Consider the following 17,163-nt stretch of genomic DNA (forward strand, 5'->3'; position numbering starts at 1 on the left):
GCAGCACAGAGCCGCTGTGCCACGGGCCATGAACTGGCCAAATACTGGATGCACAACGGTTTTGTACAGATGGACGGGGAGAAAATGAGCAAAAGTCTCGGCAACTCTTTTTTCCTTAAAGACGCTCTTGAGGTCTACGACGGCGAAGTACTGCACTATTACCTGAATTCCGTACACTACCGCAACGACTTCAACTTCAACGAAGAGGACCTGCTGACTTCCAAAAAGAGACTTGACAAGCTCTACAGGCTCAAAAAAAGAGTGTTGCCGGGCAAAGCGTCTGCCGTCAGCAAAACCTTCAGACAAACGCTGCTTGATACCATGAGCGACGACCTGAACATTTCCGTCGCCCTCTCTGTCATCGACGAAATGATCGCCGAGACCAATGAAAAACTCGATGCCAATCCCAAAGATAAACCCCTCAAAAAAGAAACCATAGCCAACATCGAATTCATCGATACGCTGCTCGGCTTTGGAGGCAAAGAGCCTTTCTCCTACTTCCAGATAGGTGTAGACGAAGCCCTCAAGACCAAGATAGAAGCGCTGCTTCAGAAGCGTACCGAAGCCAAGCAAGCTAAAGATTTCGCTAGCTCTGACGCTATCCGGAATGAACTTACCGCTATGGGAATATCCATTATGGATACCGCAGACGGTACGGTGTGGGAGAAAGCGTAAGTTCGATGCTCTGACTTCGTCTACTATTAATTTATTTAGCTATAATATCACCAATTTATATTGGAGCATCCCCGTGTCATTCTTTTCATACGATACCGTCAAAAAAATACTTTTCAACTTCGATCCTGAAACCGCACATACCTTCGCAGGCATCGGGCTGAGAATACTGCCTTACTGCCCGCCGATCCAGCATTTCATAGCAAAACAGTATTTCGTAACCGATCGAATGCTTGAACAGGAGATCTTCGGCAGAAAATTCAAAAACCCCGTAGGTCTCGGTGCAGGTTTCGATAAGAACGGCCAGTATATCACTTCCATGCCGGCTCTGGGTTTCGGCTTTACCGAGATCGGTACCGTCACACCCAGGCCGCAGGACGGCAACCCCAAACCGAGACTTTTCAGACTCATTTCAGACCGGTCCATCCAAAATGCCATGGGCTTTAACAATAAGGGCAGCTACTATATGATCCAGCAGCTCAAAAAGCTTTACTTTTTCGATTATCCGGTCGGTATCAATATCGGCAAGAACAAAGTGACCCCGGAAAACGAGGCACTGAATGACTACGAGACACTTTTCAAAGCATTTAAAGACTACGGTGACTATATTGTTATCAATATTTCTTCTCCCAACACACCGGGGCTCAGAGATTTGCAGAATGAACATTTCATCAGAGCGATCTTCAATATGGCCAAACAGATCACTTCTCAGCCTGTCCTGCTAAAGATCGCACCGGATATGGAACCCGAAGATGCCATTCTTCTATGCAGGACTGCGGTGGAAGCAGGAGCGGCAGGCATCATCGCTACCAATACCACCATTGACTACACTCTCACACCGCATGCCAAGGATTTCGGCGGTATTTCCGGAGCCCTTTTAACCGAAAAATCCTATATCCTTTTCAAGGCGGTCGCAAAAGAATTGTACGGCAAAACGCTGCTCATTTCCGTAGGGGGAATCGACTCTGCCGAAGAAGCATACAGGCGCATCAAAGCCGGTGCCTCTCTTGTGCAGGTTTACAGTATGCTCGTTTACAAAGGTCCGGCCCTCATTAAAGAAATCAATGAGGGACTTGTCAGACTGTTAAAGAATGATGGCTATAATCATATTTCAGAAGCCATCGGAGCCGATTGGAAATAAATGGGTGCGTAATGCCCACAGGAAATACACTATGCATAATAGAAAAACAATTCAGCCATCAATCAAAAAAATAGCGCTCGCACTATTTTTAATTTCAGGAGCACTCATGGCCAATTCACTGCCAAAACATTACAGTAAAACACTCGACAATGGACTGCAGGTCGTAGTCATACCCATGGACAACCATGCCGGGGTCATCACAACGGATATCTACTATAAAGTAGGCAGCCGCAACGAAGTTATGGGCAAAAGCGGCATAGCCCATATGCTTGAGCATATGAATTTCAAATCAACCAAGCATCTCACAGAGGGGGAGTTCGATGTCATTGTCAAAGAGCATGGCGGTGTCAACAATGCCTCTACGGGGTTTGACAAAACACACTATTTCATTAAAACGGCCAGTAAAAATCTTCCTATGACGCTTGAGCTTTTTTCAGAATTGATGCATAACCTGAAACTGACAGACAAGGAATTTCAGAAAGAACGTCAGGTTGTGGCAGAAGAACGTCGTCTAAGAACAGACAACAATCCTATGGGATACCTCTATTTCCGGGTCTTCAATACCCATTTCGTCTACCACCCGTACCACTGGCTGCCCATTGGTTTCATGGAAGATATACAATCATGGAAGATCCAGGATATACGAGATTTTTACCACCGTTACTATCAGCCTGCCAATGCCATACTCGTCGTAGCAGGAGATATCAAGCCAAAAACTGTCTTCAAAGAAGCGAAAAAATATTTCGGTAAGATCAAAAACGAGCACAAGATCCCGAAAGTCACAGCCGTTGAACCCAAAATAGACGGTGCCAAAAGAGCCATACTGCATAAAGAAAGCAATCAGGTGGACACCATTGCCATCGTCTATTCCATTCCCAATTTTGAAGATGATGACCAAGTTGCACTTTCTGCGATCAGCCATATTTTGAGTACAGGGAAAAGCAGCTGGTTCGAAAAAGACCTTGTACAGGGAAAACACATGGTAAACCAGATCTACGGGTACAATATGGAAATGAAAGATCCCGGGGTTTTCCTGATCATGGGGCTCTGTTCACCCGGGGTCAAACCGGAAGCAGTGGAAAAAGAGATCCTCTCCGAACTTGAAAAGCTCAAAGCCGGGGATGTGACACAGGAAGAACTTGACAAAGTCAAGATCAACACCAAAGCCGAATTCATTTACTCGCTTGAGAGTTCAAGTTCGGTCGCCAGCCTTTACGGAGACTACCTTGCCAGAGGAAATCTAAAACCTTTACTTGAATATGAAGAGAAATTGGATAAAATTACACTCAAAGACATTGTACGGGTAGCAAAAAAGTATTTTGACCATAATTACTCCACCACGGTGATACTTAAAAAACACGAAGCAAAACAATAATTTGCTTCTGAAGAGTGCCTGCAGTACATAAAATGAAAACAGGATAGAGCATGAACAATTACATAACCGGTACGACCACCGCTGTCATTACCCCATTCAAGAACGGCACACTCGATGAAGCGACCTATGCCGCGCTTATCCAGAGACAGATCGACAACGGCATTGATGCGATCTGTCCGGTTGGCACCACAGGAGAGAGCGCAACACTGAGCCATGATGAACATAAAAGATGTATCGATATCACGGTAGAGGTATGCAAAGATACCGGAACCAAAGTACTCGCAGGGGCCGGGAGCAATGCTACACACGAAGCCATAGATATCGCAAGGCATGCAGAATCCTGCGGTGTAGATGCCATCTTCTCGGTCAGTCCCTACTACAACAAGCCAAGCCAGGAAGGGCTTTACCAGCATTACAAAGCGATCGCTTCGGCAGTCAAAGTACCTTTTATGCTCTATAATGTACCCGGACGTACAGGTGTCGATATTTTACCGGACACAGTGAAAAAGCTTTTCGACGATGTAGAGAACATCATGGGTATCAAAGAAGCTACAGGCTCCATAGAAAGAACTGTTGAACTTTTGGCCAAAGTGCCTGAACTGTATGTCTTTTCCGGGGATGATGCCATTGATTTCCCCATCCTTGCCAGCGGCGGTAAAGGAGTGACTTCTGTCACTGCAAACCTGCTTCCCGACATGAAAGCGGAACTTTCCCATGCTGCCCTTGCCGGCGACTTTAAAAGATCGAAAGAGATCAATGATGCACTCTTTGACATCAACAAAATACTTTTCTGCGAAAGCAACCCCATTCCGATCAAGGCTGCTATGTATATTGCCGGGCTTATCGATACCCTTGAATACCGGCTGCCCCTGGTCGCACCAAGCAGTGAAAATATGAAAAAGATAGAAAATGTCATGAAAAACTATAAAATTGCAGGAGTGAAATAATGTCAGAGATGAAAGGAAAGACCCTTGTAGTTACAGGGGCAACCAAAGGCATAGGTAAGGCTGTTGCCGAAAAGTTTGCGCAAAACGGTGTGAATGTCGCATTTACCTATAATTCCAACAAAGAAGCAGCCGATACCATCGCCGAAGAGCTTAGCAGTAAATACGGCATCAAAGCCAAAGCCTATCCTTTGGACATTCTCGATACGGACCAGTTCAAACCTCTTTTTGCTTCGATCGATGAAGATTTTGACAGAGTGGACTTCTTCGTTTCCAATGCGATGATCTATGGCCGTCCGGTGGTCGGCGGATACGGAAAGTTCATGAAACTCAGACCTAAAAAAGGTTTGGCAAACATTTATACTGCAACAGTAGGTGCCTTTGTTGCCGGTTCGCAGGAAGCGGCAAAACGCATGGAAAAGGTCGGCGGCGGTGCCATTGTGACACTCAGTTCCACGGGTAACCTCATTTACATAGAAAATTATGCAGGACACGGCACCAACAAAGCCGCTGTTGAAGCCATGGCTCGCTATGCCGCTGTAGAACTTGGAGAAATGGGCATCAGGGTCAATGCTGTCTCCGGCGGACCTATCGACACGGATGCCCTCAAAGCCTTTACAAACTATGAAGAGGTCAAAGCCGAAACCATCAAGCGTTCTGCCCTAAACAGAATGGGAAACCCCAAAGACCTTGCCGGGTCGGTCTATTTTCTCTGTACAGACGAAGCCGGCTGGATCACCGGACAGACCATCGTAGTGGACGGCGGGACGACATTCCGCTAAGCGGAATGGATTGAGGAGAGAAAATGAGTTTATGATGCGTGGTTACACACCCTACACGTTTCCATTCATCACGAAGTGTACCTGTCATCTCGAACGACCTTTAAAACGAAGCGATTCGAGAGAGATGACGATTTTTTGCTTCGTTTTTTCTCTTATGAAGTGAAGCGGTGACGAAGTCATCATTCTCTTTGAGAAAAAAATGAAGAGAATAAAAACACCTCGATAGAAATAAGAGGAAGCTTGATAAACAAAGAAAAGAAGGAAAAAAACAGATGATGACACGATCACAGATCTTCAATATCCCCAATATCCTTGCCTTCATCCGTTTGCTCCTTGCACCCCTGATGTTCCTTTTTCTTGTCAACCAGAACGCTTCCTTTTTTGAAGGTATTGACAAATCCTGGCTGAATTATTTTGCCGCGTTTATTTTTGTAGTCGCCTCCGCTACCGATTTTTTTGACGGCTACATTGCCCGTACCTTTAACCAGATCACCACTTTGGGTGCCATTCTCGACCCCCTTGCAGACAAAATGCTTACTTTGGCCGGTTTTCTCGGCCTGATGATGCTCGGCAGTGCTTCACCCTGGGCCATCTTCCTCATTCTCACCCGTGAGCTTTTCATTACCGGACTGCGTGTCTCGGCAATGAGCCAGGGGATGGATATCTCTGCATCCTGGATGGGCAAGGTCAAAACGGTTGCACAAATGATCGCAATCGGCTTCCTGCTGATGCAATGGCCCGGAGGTACACTTCTTTTATGGATCGCCGTTGTACTGACACTTTATTCCGGATATGAATATGTCAGAGATTTTTTTACACATACACAACTATAACCCATACAAAAATTAATCTATTGTTAACTATTTAATGTATATTGGCTATTTCTGTCCTTTTTAGCTTATATATGAACAATAGTCTCTTACAAAATACAGTAAAACGACACTTTTTAAACAAAAATATTAATTTTTCATTGACTTTTCATTAATCATTATGATATGATACGTTCGTAAAAACAATACAAGGGATAAAAAATGAAGTTTACAAAGCTTAGTTTAATAGCTGCAATTGCAGTAAGTAGTGCGTTTGCTGGCGGTGATATCGCTCCGGCTCCAGTAGTAGTAGAAGAAACATCTCCATGGACAGTAGGTGGAGATTTCAAACTGTACTATGATACAACAACAACAAACCTTCCAAGTGATGACAGAAGTCTCTTCGATCAGGCATCTGCAACAGGCCAGGGTGCAGCAAGCGTAGATGTATCTTATGCATTTGCAGATACATGGAAAGTAAACTTCGGTGCAACCGGTCTGTTTACACTTGGTCTTGATGATTCAGTAGTAAGCGGTGTATGGCTTTATGCCGGTGCTGATGCAACAAACGGTGCATTGGCAAACGTACCGGGTGCAGCTCCATATACAAGTATAGGTGATGCACTCTGGATCGATACATTCAATGTAACTGGTACAATGTTTGACGGTAAAGCAACGGTAGTTCTCGGTCGTCAGACTCTTGATACACCACTTGCATTTAGTGAAACTTGGAACATCGCTCCAAACACATTCGATGCTGCGGTAGCACTTGTTAAGCCTATCGATGCATTGACTTTGGTTGCAGGTTATATCTATGATGGTAACGGTAATGGTGGTAGAATTTCAACTTTTGACAGCAACCCTGGCGGATTTACAGGTGATGACGGTTACATTCCTGCATTTGCAGACAAAGGTGCATGGACTGTTGCCGCAATCGGTACAGTTGCAGGTGTCACTGCTCAGGCATGGTACTATGACGTTCTTGACATTGCTCAGGCTGCTTGGATTCAGGGTGATACAGAGATCAGCGGTTTCACACTTGGTGCACAGTATGCATGGATGACACCTGATGATGCTCTCGGTAGTGTTGCAAATCTTATTGAAGATTCTTCTGCATTTGCCGGAAAAATCGGTTATAAAATGGATGCGTTCAACGTATGGGCAGCCTATTCTGCTGTTGACGATGTTGCAGCAGGACACACTGCGCTTCCTGTAGCGAACACCGCTACAATCATGAATGGTGCCGGTGCCGGTGGTTTTGGCTGGGGTTCAAAAGCAAATTCAGGTCAGTCTAAACTCTATACAGAAGCATGGTGGAACTATGGCCTTGTAGGACAGTCTGGTGCAGATACATTTGCTGCGGCTGCAAGCTACAATGTAGGCGATCTTTCTATCTTTAACGGTATAGAGCTTATGGCTCAGTATACTTCTGTTTCAGACGCAAACCCATTCCTTGATTTTGCGGGTAACACAATTGACATGAATGAATTTACTGCACTTGTAGGTGCCAAAGCATACGGACTTGATGTACAGCTTGCGTATATTTACTCTGACTATACATCAACAGATGCTAACGGTGCAAATATTGCTAACGGAACATTTACTGCCGATACAATTCAGGCTTACTTGACTTATACATTCTAAGATCATTTTCAAGCCGCCCTTTTTTTTGGGGCACATCGGTAACTCTTCTTTGGGAGAGTTACCAAAATACCTTTCCTTCTTTTCATCTCCTAAAATCATTTCTGAAAATTTTTAAACTTATTTATTGATAATCACTGTCAATTTAACACTTCTTTAAGAAAAATAAGAGTAAATTACCCTTACATAAATTAAATGATAACTATTTTCAATTTAAATGTTATAACATTATAAGGATATTTTATATATGGAAAAGATCGTTGTTGCTCTTGCGGGACAGCCCAATGTCGGAAAATCTTCGCTTATTAATGCCATATCAAATGCCAAACTCAGAGTAGGGAACTTTTCGGGTGTCACCGTTGACAAAACGGAAGTAATATTCAACCTCTGCGATGAAGCGAAATGTACTGACTATGAAGTACATATTATCGATCTTCCGGGTGCCTATTCTCTGACCGAATATACCATTGAAGAGAAAGTGACCAAAAGTTTTCTGCAAAGTGACGAGTATGATATTATTGTCAATGTCGTGGACTCCACCAATCTCCAGAGAAACCTGCTTTTTACAACACAGCTTCTTGAAACCGGTAAAAAGGTTGTCGTGGCACTTAACATGACAGATGAAGCACAAAAAGAAGGCATAGAGATAGACGACAAACAGCTCTCTGTCATTCTCGGTGTTCCCTGCATCAAAACGTCTGCCAATACCAAAGAAGGGATCGAAACACTCAAAAAAGCTATTGTGGATGTGTATGTGAAACCGGAAACGTCTTCCAAAGTGATCTATTCTGATCCTATTGAAGAGGAGATCGACCGTATAGTCACGTTTATGAAGGAAAAAAATTATAAAAGTACCCTTCCCTACCGCCATCTTGCCGTCAAACTGCTTCAGGAGGACGAAGAAACCTACAAAAAAATGCATGACGAGCCTATCTGGATAGAACTGCTGCCTATCATCAGAGAGGCACTGCAACATATTTACCTCCATATGGGAACCAAAAATCTTGAAGAGATCTTTGCCGATGAGCATTTTGCCTTTGCCAAAGGGGCAAAAATGGAAGTGATGTCTGTCAAATCTATGAAAGCCAAGAACCTGACACAGAAGATAGATAATCTGCTGATCAACAAATTTCTCGGTATACCGCTTTTCCTCTTCTTTATGTGGGCACTTTTTCAGCTTACTTTCGAGCTCGGGTCGGTGCCCATGGATTACATCGATGCCTCATTTGTCTGGCTTGGCGATTTGGCAAAGCAGATTCTTGGAGACGGACAGCTCGGTTCGCTGGTAGCTGACGGTATTATTTCCGGCGTAGGGGCAGTTATTATGTTTCTGCCCAATATTATCATCCTTTTCTTCGGAATCGCACTGCTTGAAACAACAGGATATATGAGCCGTGTAGCCTTTCTGCTTGACGGGTTTTTTCACAAGTTCGGTCTGCACGGTAAAAGCTTTATTCCCCTTGTTACAGGATTCGGATGCTCCGTACCTGCCTATATGGCAGCCCGTACACTCAAAAATGAGAAAGACAGGCTCATTACTCTTTTCATCATAGGCTTTATGAGCTGTGGTGCGCGTCTTCCCATCTATGTACTTTTTGCAGGTGCATTTTTCGGTCAGGAACATGCAGGGAACATTCTTTTCATCATTTATATTTCCGGTGCTATTTTCGGACTGATGATGGCAAAAGTATTGAAAACATTTGTCTTTAAGGGTGATGACGAACCCTTTGTCATGGAAATGCCAAAATACCGTATGCCCTCTTTCAAACTGATCTGGCATACGGTTTACGGCCAGTCAAAATCATACCTGAAAAAAGCCGGCACATTCATTCTGGGTGCAGCGATACTGGTATGGTTTGCCAGCAATTACCCCAAGAACCATGAACTTGAAGCAGCTTACCAGACAAAAATGGAACAGGTACAAAGTCCGAAAGAAAAAGCCCAGCTCAACAATACCCTGTCTGCCAAACTGCTTGAAGAGAGTTACCTCGGAAGGATCGGTCATGCATCGGAACCTTTCTTTGCTCCTCTGGGATTTGACTGGAAAATGTCTGTAGCACTTGAAGCGGGGCTGGCAGCCAAAGAGGTGGTAGTATCGACACTCGGCGTCCTTTACTCACTGGGTGACCAGGTCGACCAGGACAGTAACAGCCTCATTGCACAGATCAAGGCGCAGATACCGTTCGCATCGGCTGTGGCCTTTATTGTTTTTGTTATGATCTATCTTCCCTGCTTTGCAGCTTCGGCAGTCTTTGCCAAAGAAGCAGGAGGGTGGAAGTATCTGGTCTACCTGTTCTTTATGACAACGGCCAGTGCCTGGATACTGAGTTTTATTGCCTATCATGTGACCCGGCTCATATCAGGATAGGCACATACACCATGGCACTATTATGAGAGATACCCATAGGAAAAAACAAAAGGAAATCAAATGAAACTGACAGAGCTGACAAAAGGCGACAGAGCGGAGATCATCAAGCTCCATGCCGATAAAGCACTGAAAGACCGCCTGCACTCTTTTGGTGTTATGCGGGGAGAAGAACTTACCGTCAAAGGCTGCTCCATTGCCAAACAGACCATGGAGATAGAAGTAGGCTCTACACTGATTGCGGTAAGAGCTGACGAAGCGGACAAGATAGAAGTACAAAAAATATAAGTTCATTCCTGAGGAGGAGACATCACAATGAAACAGATACTGCTTGGCGCAATATTATTAATGATAATGAGTATTGATACATACGGGGAAGTCCTGGACAGGAACAAAGAAAACAATACCACCGTACTTAGCCGGGATCAGATCAAGGTCAAAACGGTCAGAAATGTTCTTGGCATGAACAATCCGCTGGAACACACTACAGGTCAGCTTCGTACCGGATATATCACGCATAAAGAAGATGGCAGCAAACGTAACAGCGGCTATGCACTTGGCGGTCACTATCATCTCGATACCAAACGGTGGAACGGACTGAAGGTCGGGCTTTCTGCCTATACGGTTCTCAACCTCGGGGTCAATCAGAATCCTCTCAACCTCAACCCTGATTTTTTTGATGCCGATGGCAACAGTTTCATTCAGCTTACAGAAGCCTACCTTGACGGAAAGTGGGGAAATACAGAGATCAAACTCGGAAGACAGCTACTTGACACTCCGCATGCCGACAGCGATGACATACGCATGATACCCAACTATTTTGAAGCCTATACGCTCAGAAACAATGACATAGAGGGACTGACACTCTCAGCAGGGCTCATCACTAAAATGGCGGGCTGGGAAAACGGTGTGGATGCACAAAAGTTCGTCAACACAGGAAAGACACTGGGAAGCGGCGATACAAACGGCATTTTCTATGTGTCGGCCCTCTATGAAGGTATCAAAGAACTTTCCCTGAGCCTTTGGTACTATAACTATATTGATATTGCGGATGTTCTGTATGCAGAAGCGGGCTATCATATCCATTTTTCCAAAGACACGGTACTGACAATGGGACTTCAGTATGACGGTTCGCACCAGAACGGTGCAGCGCTTTTGAGAGAGCAGGATGCCGACACCTATGGTATCAGTATGGAATTTGCCGAAGAAGCGGCTGGTCTCCATATTCTTGCGGCATACAACCAGGATAACGGCAGAACAGGCGCAACTCCCCTGAGCCTCGGAGGAGGACCGTTCTTCACGTCCATGGAAAACCAAACCCTTGATGCCGTAGGCAGTGCAGGAAGCGCGTGGATGATCGGTGCCGGATACCATTTTGACGTCATAGGCATCAACGGTCTTGTTGCCGGTATCGCCTACGGAAATTTTCAGGCCAGAGACAGCGGACTGTATGAATCACATGAGACTGATACTGTCTTTGAATATGCCTGGAGTGACAAACTTTCTCTTACAGCCGCATTTGCCTCGGTAAGATTTGATGCAGGCAAAGACGGGGACAATACTGCACTGAAGAATTTTAAACAGTTTCGATTTATTGTAAACTATAATTTTAATTGATTTAATGGTATAATAATAATGATTGAAAGGAAGTATGCTATGCAATCACGTTTTGTACACATTATACTGTTGTTCGCCATGATGCTGAATATTACGCATGCCTCCATTATTGCTTCGGAAGACCGCTGTATACATGAGAGTGTCCAGGAATATGTCATGGAGCAGTCACAAAGCACGGAATGCAGCGATCTTTGTGACCTGCATCATCTTTTTCATATGGCAGCGATCATTACACCTGTTATTGCCTTCTTCGGTACACATTCCCGCAGAGAGCAGCCAGACAGTATACTTCTGAGTTACCATCCGCCGTTCCAATCTACCGAAAATAAACCTCCGATAGCCTAATACCCTTTCTACACCATAGTTCTCTCAAAAGAACACTTCTCTATTTTTAGCATAACTTAATTTAAGGATAACACCTATGAAAACACTATTGATTTTGTCTGTATTTTCACTCAGCCTTTTCGGGATGAGTTACGAGACATTCAAGACAAAAACACTCAAACACTCAAACATACTGAAAAGCCAGTCACTCACCCTGCAAACGGCACAGCAGCGGAACAACATACTGCTGAGGGCAGCGAACCCGACACTGAACCTCGAACTCTCGAACTATAACGAGAAGGTTGGAGGAAGCGATGTCGAATATGCCGCCGGCATCTCTCAGACCATCCGTACCGGAAGCTACATGAACGGCCTTCAGGAGAAAGCCACTGCGACATCACTGCTAAGCAAAGCATTCGTCACACAGGGAAGAGCCGGCTACATCAAAACACTCGAAACCCTCTATACGGAGTACGTCTTCCAGAGTAAAATGCTCACGCTGCTCAAGCAGGAGTATACACTCTCCAACAGGGTAACAGCCATGGTAAAAGAGCGCTACGAGAGCGGTTCGGAGAACCGTGTCGCCTACCTTCAGGCCAAAACGGAGACGCTGACGCTCAAAACGCAGATGTACACGACGAAACAGCAGCTTGCAAAGCTCTATTACCAGCTGCTTGCCGTTGCGGGCCTGACACAGAAGGTTTCACTCGAAAAGAAGTTCATCTACTCTATCTCCTCAAAGACAAAAAGCAGTGCAAAGCTGAGTCCGCAGCAGCAGATACTCAAAGCGAAAGAGAAACTCTACCGGAGCGACTACAGCATCAACCAAAGCAGTTTTAGGAACTTTGACCTTTACGCAGGTGTGGAGCAGGAACCCGACCAGGGCATCGTACGTGTGGGGGTGAACATTCCTCTCTCCATCAACAATGACAGGAGTGAAGAACGGATGCTGGCAAAACTCAAAATGCAGCAGACACAGCTGAACAATGAACAGCTCTCCATCAACACGCGTTCGCAAAAACAGATGTTCAAAGCCGCCATCAGAGAGCTTTCACAGCAATATTATGTGTTGAAAACACTGCAGAACGAACAGCAGGAACTCACTGCCCTTCTTCAGGAAGGCTACAAAATAGCCAAAGGCTCTCTCTTCCAGCTGATGACCGCAAAGAACAAGCTCATCCAGACAAGAAAAGCCCTGCTTCAGACACAGAAAATGATCAACGACCAGAAAATAGAATTACGTTTTTTACAAGGAGACTACAATGATTAAAACTTTACTTTTGATACTGCCGATGCTGGCTTTCGCAAACGAAACGGCTACGAACAGGATCATCATGGACCACGCCAGGATGAAACCGCTCGGGAAGATCGTCCGGACCAATGCACAGATCACACAGCTTTCCGACCAGAAACAGAAGATCGTCTCCAGGCTTCCGGGACATGTCGAGAAGTATTTCGTGACAACGGGACAGCATGTCAAAGCGGGTGACAAGGTGGTCCTCATAGAATCCATCGCACTCTCGAAGATGTCTGCGGACTATGTCGCACTGCGGCAGCAGGCCAAAGCAGCCAGAGAACAGCTCGCTACGGCAAGGAAACTCTACAAAAAAGGGTTGACCTCACAGAATGAACTCAATCAGAAGATCATCGAGATAGAAGAGGTTCTTGCCCAGCAAAGCGCTCTGGCTTCCCAGCTCGACTCACTCGGGATCGATGCCGAAAAACTGAAAAGCGCTACGGACCAGTTCATTCTCCGTGCCCATGCAGACGGTGTGGTAGGAGAGATCTTCGTACCCCTACATTCCAATGTCAATGCGGAAGACCCGCTGATGTCCATCGTAAATCAAAGTGCCTATTATGCCATCGCCTATTTGGATTTGAATGATGCCATGAAGGTAACCCCAAAAACAACCGGTTTCATCCGCTTTGCCGGTAAACAGTACCCCGCACATTTTGTTCAGCTTCTGCCTACCATAGACAAAGAGACGCAGCGTGCAAAAGTACTTTTTATGATGATGAATTCTCCCAGGAACATACTCATCAATGCCTTTACCGAGATGGATATCTCGCTTGAACCGTATAGAAATGCACTCATGATAAAAAAGTCTGCTCTCTCCCTCTTTCAGGGGGAATGGGTCGTTTTTGTGGAAGCCCATAAAAGTGAAAAGGCACACGGACATAACAAAAAGGAAGAAGAAGCCAAAGAGCATGAAGAAATCCCCTATCTGCCAGAAGTTGTCAAGATCATTGCCTACTATGGGGATGATGTTGCCATTGAAGGACTTGATGCAGGTGAGGCATATGTTTCCGCCGGTGTCTACTTCGTCAAATCTATGCTGCTGAAATCTTCAATCGGTGATGGGGACTAGGGGTTGACATGACAAGATTTTTTGAACTGTTGATACAGTATAAATTCCTGATCCTCACACTTTTTATCGCTGTCGCAGGTTTTGGATACAAAGCCTATAAAGATATCCCTGTAGATGCCTTTCCTGACATCACGCCAAAACAGGTGGTCATCTACACAGAGAGCCCCGGAAACTCGGCTGAAGATATCGAGAAACTCATCACCTACCCTATCGAGGCCGCCATGTCCGGACTCCCGGGAGTGAAGATGATCCTCTCCAATTCCATTTTCGGCCTCTCCTATGTTTCCATCTTCTTTGAGGATAAATATGACACTTATTTTCTCAGACAGCTGGTCACCGAACGCCTCAATACGATCGAGATACCCAAAGGCTGGGGCAAACCCACTATGGGACCCAATACCACCGGCCTGGGTCAGGTATTCTGGTATCAGATCACAGACAGCAGTCACACACTGTCATTGACAAAACTGCGTGAAATACAGGAATATATCGTTACGCCGCTGCTCAAGTCGGTCGATGGTGTGGAGGATGTCATAGGCTGGGGAGGATTCACCAAGCAATACAATGTTCTCATAGACCCAAAGCGCCTTCAGGCGACCAATACCACTTATGATGAGATCGTTGAAGCACTGGAGCGCTCCAACATATCCGCAGGCGGACAGTACCTCGAGTTCAATAAAGAGCAGTATCTCATTCGCGGTGCAGGCTTTTACCAGACCCTGGATGACATTAAAAACACTGTCATTCGCAGCAAAGATGCTCTGGCGGTCACCATTGCGGATGTGGCGGAGGTCAAAACGGGGAAAGCACCCCGTTTCGGTGCCGTGACCATTGACGGAAAAGAAGCGATGTTCGGTATGGTATTGCAGCGAAGCGGTACCAATGCGGCCAAAGTCGTCGAGTCGATCAAAAAGAAGCTCCCTCTTGTCAATGCCGCACTGCCCAAAGGGGTAAGCATCAGGACCATTTATGACAGGACCGAGATCACCCATAAAGCGGTAAGTACAATGACATCCGCTCTGTTGACCGGCTCCATTCTTGTTGCCATCGTGCTCTTTTTATTCCTCTTTGAACTACGTTCGGCATTTATCGTCATTCTCTCCCTCCCGCTCTCGCTTCTGATCGCCTTTTTGATGATGCAGGAATATGGCATGTCAGCCAACCTGATGAGCCTTTCGGGACTGGCCATCGCCATCGGTATGATCGTGGACGGAACCATCGTCGTGGTGGAGAACAGCTTCAGGCTGCTGCATGACAATCCCAAACTCGGACGGGCAGAAGTGATCTCTATGGCAACGGCAGAAGTTGCCAAGCCTGTTATTTTCGCTCTGCTTATCATTGCAGTGGTTTTCATCCCTCTTTTGAGTCTGAAGGGCCTGGCAGGGAAACTCTATACCCCAATGGCCCTGGATATTGTCTTTGTTATGCTCGGCTCACTTGCCGTGGCACTTCTGCTCGTTCCTGTACTTTCTTTTATGCTGCTCAAAACAGGGAAACACTCCAACTCACCGCTGATGAATGCCATCAAAAGTGTATACACACCCATGCTGGAATTTGCACTGAAGAATGCCAAAAAGCTCATCATCGTCACCTTTGTTATCTTTGGTATTCTTGCAGCACTCCTGACACAGCAGGGACGTGAGTTCATGCCTGAACTCAATGAAGAGTCCATCATGTACCGTGTTATTTCCATTCCAGGAACAGCGTTGGGGCAAAGTGTCGAAACGAGTAAAGCCATTGAAAAGCATATCCTTTCACATTACCCCAATAAGGTCAGCTCCGTACTCTCCATGATAGGGAGAAGCGAAAAGGGCGAAACGGCGCAGGGCAACTACATGGAAATACTTCTGACCCTCAAACCGGATGTCAAAGATATAGAAACACTGGCACACCGCATGACCATAGAACTGCAGAACAGTTTCCCTTACGTGCAGTTCATACCGACACAGCCTATCGCCATGCGTATTGAAGAACTCCTCGAAGGGGTCAAAGCGGAACTTGCCGTCAAGATCTACGGTGAAGACCAGAAAGTCATGGACAGGATCGCCACACAGATACAACAGACGGTCTCCGGCATCGAAGGCTTGGAAAGACCGGAGATAGAAACACAGCTGGGTCAGGCCCAGATCACCATACGCCCTGACTATCTGGCGCTTTCACGCTACGGCATCAATGTCGATGAAGTGATGCGTGTCATCCGGAACGGTATCGGTGAAGAGCCTGTGACTGAAAAGATCGAAGGTATCCGGCGTTTCGGTATCGTTCCCAAAATCAAGGGAGCAAAGAAAGATATAGCATCCATCAAGGCGGTACTGCTGCGAAGCAATACAGGAAAAATGGTACGGCTCGATGAAGTCTGTGATATTAAAGTGATACAGGGGCCTTCATTTATCAAACGTGAAGACCTGAGCCGTTATATGGTACTTTCCATGGATGTAGAAGGTCGGGACATCGCTTCTTTCGTTGAAGAAGCCGATGCGAAGATAAAAAAAGAGGTGAACATACCTAACGGTTACTACATCAAATGGGCCGGAGACTTCAAGAACATGCAGGAAGCCACAGCGACACTGGCACTGATCATACCGGTCACCCTGCTTCTGATCCTGCTGCTGCTCTACACGGCGTTCAATTCGTTCAAAAAGGCTTTCCTCATCCTGCTTGGGGTTCCTCTGGGAATGATAGGCGGGATCGCGGGACTGCTCATCAGCGGTGAATACCTGAGTGTTTCCGCCATCGTCGGTTTCATCGCCATCTTCGCCATTGCCATCCTCAACGGGATCGTGCTGGTCTCCTTTATCGATGGGCTGCACAAGAAATTCCCCGATGTCAAAATGCCCATCCTGGTAAAAGACGCCACGCTGCTGAGACTCAGACCTGTCCTGATGACCGCCTTTACCACCCTGTTCGGTATCTTGCCGCTGCTCTTCGCCACGGGTGTCGGGTCTGAGATACAGTATCCGCTCTCGGTCGTCGTAACAGGCGGTATCATCTCATCAACCCTGTTGACACTGCTGATACTTCCGGGGTTGTATGTATTGTTTTTTAAAAAGAGTGACGAGGGTCATAACTAAAAGATAGAAAATTTATACCAAAATAGGCTATACTTCCATCAAAAAAGGAGAGA

Annotated in this window: 14 protein-coding genes; all 14 read left to right on the forward strand. The window is 45.9% G+C overall.

Features of this window, described 5'->3' with window-relative positions; genetic code table 11:
- Window positions 1–675, forward strand: a 675-nt coding sequence (locus F8L24_RS07600) for a class I tRNA ligase family protein (protein WP_294954031.1), incomplete at its 5' end; no start/stop codon positions are given.
- A 73-nt stretch (window positions 676–748) separates the two neighbouring features.
- Window positions 749–1,813, forward strand: coding sequence for a quinone-dependent dihydroorotate dehydrogenase (locus F8L24_RS07605; protein WP_294954034.1), 1,065 nt, complete (start codon window positions 749–751; stop codon window positions 1,811–1,813).
- 106 nt (window positions 1,814–1,919) lie between these two features.
- Window positions 1,920–3,188, forward strand: coding sequence for a pitrilysin family protein (locus tag F8L24_RS07610; protein WP_294954037.1), 1,269 nt, complete (start codon window positions 1,920–1,922; stop codon window positions 3,186–3,188).
- Window positions 3,189–3,238: 50 nt separating this feature from the next.
- A complete protein-coding gene (dapA, locus tag F8L24_RS07615) occupies window positions 3,239–4,135 on the forward strand; it encodes a 4-hydroxy-tetrahydrodipicolinate synthase (protein ID WP_294954040.1) in 897 nt (298 codons plus the stop codon).
- A complete protein-coding gene (locus tag F8L24_RS07620) occupies window positions 4,135–4,914 on the forward strand; it encodes an enoyl-ACP reductase (RefSeq protein ID WP_294954043.1) in 780 nt (259 codons plus the stop codon). Before dapA ends, F8L24_RS07620 begins: the two co-directional genes overlap by 1 nt.
- A gap of 275 nt (window positions 4,915–5,189) precedes the next feature.
- The gene (gene pgsA, locus F8L24_RS07625; RefSeq protein WP_294954099.1) at window positions 5,190–5,747 is read left to right on the forward strand and encodes a CDP-diacylglycerol--glycerol-3-phosphate 3-phosphatidyltransferase; all 558 of its coding nucleotides are present in this window, start codon (window positions 5,190–5,192) and stop codon (window positions 5,745–5,747) included.
- 198 nt (window positions 5,748–5,945) lie between these two features.
- Entirely contained in the window at window positions 5,946–7,367 is a 1,422-nt protein-coding gene (locus tag F8L24_RS07630) for a hypothetical protein (RefSeq protein ID WP_294954046.1), read from the forward strand.
- Between the two features lie 244 nt (window positions 7,368–7,611).
- Window positions 7,612–9,732 (forward strand): ferrous iron transport protein B, encoded by a 2,121-nt coding sequence (feoB, locus tag F8L24_RS07635; protein WP_294954048.1) that lies wholly within the window; start codon window positions 7,612–7,614, stop codon window positions 9,730–9,732.
- 60 nt (window positions 9,733–9,792) lie between these two features.
- Entirely contained in the window at window positions 9,793–10,017 is a 225-nt protein-coding gene (locus F8L24_RS07640) for a FeoA family protein (protein ID WP_294954051.1), read from the forward strand.
- Window positions 10,018–10,044: 27 nt separating this feature from the next.
- On the forward strand, window positions 10,045–11,346 hold the full coding sequence (locus F8L24_RS07645; RefSeq protein WP_294954053.1) for an OprD family outer membrane porin: 1,302 nt from the start codon (window positions 10,045–10,047) through the stop codon (window positions 11,344–11,346).
- Window positions 11,347–11,385: 39 nt separating this feature from the next.
- Window positions 11,386–11,691, forward strand: coding sequence for a hypothetical protein (locus F8L24_RS07650; RefSeq protein WP_294954055.1), 306 nt, complete (start codon window positions 11,386–11,388; stop codon window positions 11,689–11,691).
- 76 nt (window positions 11,692–11,767) lie between these two features.
- Window positions 11,768–12,940, forward strand: a complete 1,173-nt coding sequence (locus F8L24_RS07655) for a TolC family protein (protein ID WP_294954057.1) — start codon at window positions 11,768–11,770, stop codon at window positions 12,938–12,940.
- Window positions 12,933–14,039 (forward strand): efflux RND transporter periplasmic adaptor subunit, encoded by a 1,107-nt coding sequence (locus F8L24_RS07660; RefSeq protein WP_294954059.1) that lies wholly within the window; start codon window positions 12,933–12,935, stop codon window positions 14,037–14,039. Before F8L24_RS07655 ends, F8L24_RS07660 begins: the two co-directional genes overlap by 8 nt.
- Before the next feature lie 8 nt (window positions 14,040–14,047).
- Window positions 14,048–17,110 (forward strand): CusA/CzcA family heavy metal efflux RND transporter, encoded by a 3,063-nt coding sequence (locus F8L24_RS07665; RefSeq protein ID WP_294954061.1) that lies wholly within the window; start codon window positions 14,048–14,050, stop codon window positions 17,108–17,110.
- Window positions 17,111–17,163 lie beyond the last annotated feature (53 nt).

The organism is Sulfurovum sp., assembly GCF_015493435.1.
In the GTDB taxonomy this organism is placed as follows: domain Bacteria; phylum Campylobacterota; class Campylobacteria; order Campylobacterales; family Sulfurovaceae; genus Sulfurovum.

Bases quoted from the DNA above. Each gene is read 5' to 3' on its own strand.
- F8L24_RS07610 (WP_294954037.1), top strand. From the start codon at position 1,920: ATGGCCAATTCACTGCCAAAACATTACAGTAAAACACTCGACAATGGA.
- dapA (WP_294954040.1), top strand. From the start codon at position 3,239: ATGAACAATTACATAACCGGTACGACCACCGCTGTCATTACCCCATTC.
- F8L24_RS07620 (WP_294954043.1), top strand. From the start codon at position 4,135: ATGTCAGAGATGAAAGGAAAGACCCTTGTAGTTACAGGGGCAACCAAA.
- pgsA (WP_294954099.1), top strand. From the start codon at position 5,190: ATGACACGATCACAGATCTTCAATATCCCCAATATCCTTGCCTTCATC.
- F8L24_RS07630 (WP_294954046.1), top strand. From the start codon at position 5,946: ATGAAGTTTACAAAGCTTAGTTTAATAGCTGCAATTGCAGTAAGTAGT.
- feoB (WP_294954048.1), top strand. From the start codon at position 7,612: ATGGAAAAGATCGTTGTTGCTCTTGCGGGACAGCCCAATGTCGGAAAA.
- F8L24_RS07640 (WP_294954051.1), top strand. From the start codon at position 9,793: ATGAAACTGACAGAGCTGACAAAAGGCGACAGAGCGGAGATCATCAAG.
- F8L24_RS07645 (WP_294954053.1), top strand. From the start codon at position 10,045: ATGAAACAGATACTGCTTGGCGCAATATTATTAATGATAATGAGTATT.
- F8L24_RS07650 (WP_294954055.1), top strand. From the start codon at position 11,386: ATGCAATCACGTTTTGTACACATTATACTGTTGTTCGCCATGATGCTG.
- F8L24_RS07655 (WP_294954057.1), top strand. From the start codon at position 11,768: ATGAAAACACTATTGATTTTGTCTGTATTTTCACTCAGCCTTTTCGGG.
- F8L24_RS07660 (WP_294954059.1), top strand. From the start codon at position 12,933: ATGATTAAAACTTTACTTTTGATACTGCCGATGCTGGCTTTCGCAAAC.
- F8L24_RS07665 (WP_294954061.1), top strand. From the start codon at position 14,048: ATGACAAGATTTTTTGAACTGTTGATACAGTATAAATTCCTGATCCTC.